At 52.0% G+C, this 659-nt stretch carries 1 rRNA gene; it reads right to left on the reverse strand.

Features of this window, described 5'->3' with window-relative positions:
• A 23S ribosomal RNA gene (locus SO140_RS46300) occupies nt 1-659 on the reverse strand; the annotation flags it as partial.

The following is a 659-nucleotide window of genomic DNA, read 5'->3' on the forward strand; positions in this document are numbered from 1 at the left end:
TACCCCCGAAGATGAGTTCACGAGGCGCTACCTAAATAGCTTTCGGGGAGAACCAGCTATCTCCCGGTTTGATTGGCCTTTCACCCCCAGCCACAAGTCATCCGCTAATTTTTCAACATTAGTCGGTTCGGTCCTCCAGTTAGTGTTACCCAACCTTCAACCTGCCCATGGCTAGATCACCGGGTTTCGGGTCTATACCTTGCAACTAATCGCCCAGTTAAGACTCGGTTTCCCTACGGCTCCCCTATACGGTTAACCTTGCTACAAAATATAAGTCGCTGACCCATTATACAAAAGGTACGCAGTCACACCACGAAGGTGCTCCCACTGCTTGTACGTACACGGTTTCAGGTTCTATTTCACTCCCCTCGCCGGGGTTCTTTTCGCCTTTCCCTCACGGTACTGGTTCACTATCGGTCAGTCAGGAGTATTTAGCCTTGGAGGATGGTCCCCCCATATTCAGACAGGATGTCACGTGTCCCGCCCTACTCATCGAACTCACGACCTGTGCATTTTAGTGTACGGGGCTATCACCCTTTGCTGCGCGACTTTCCAGACGCTTCCACTAACACACAAGCCGATTCACGTTCTGGGCTCCTCCCCGTTCGCTCGCCGCTACTGGGGGAATCTCGGTTGATTTCTTTTCCTCGGGGTACTTA

This window comes from Bradyrhizobium sp. UFLA05-108, from assembly GCF_059803455.1.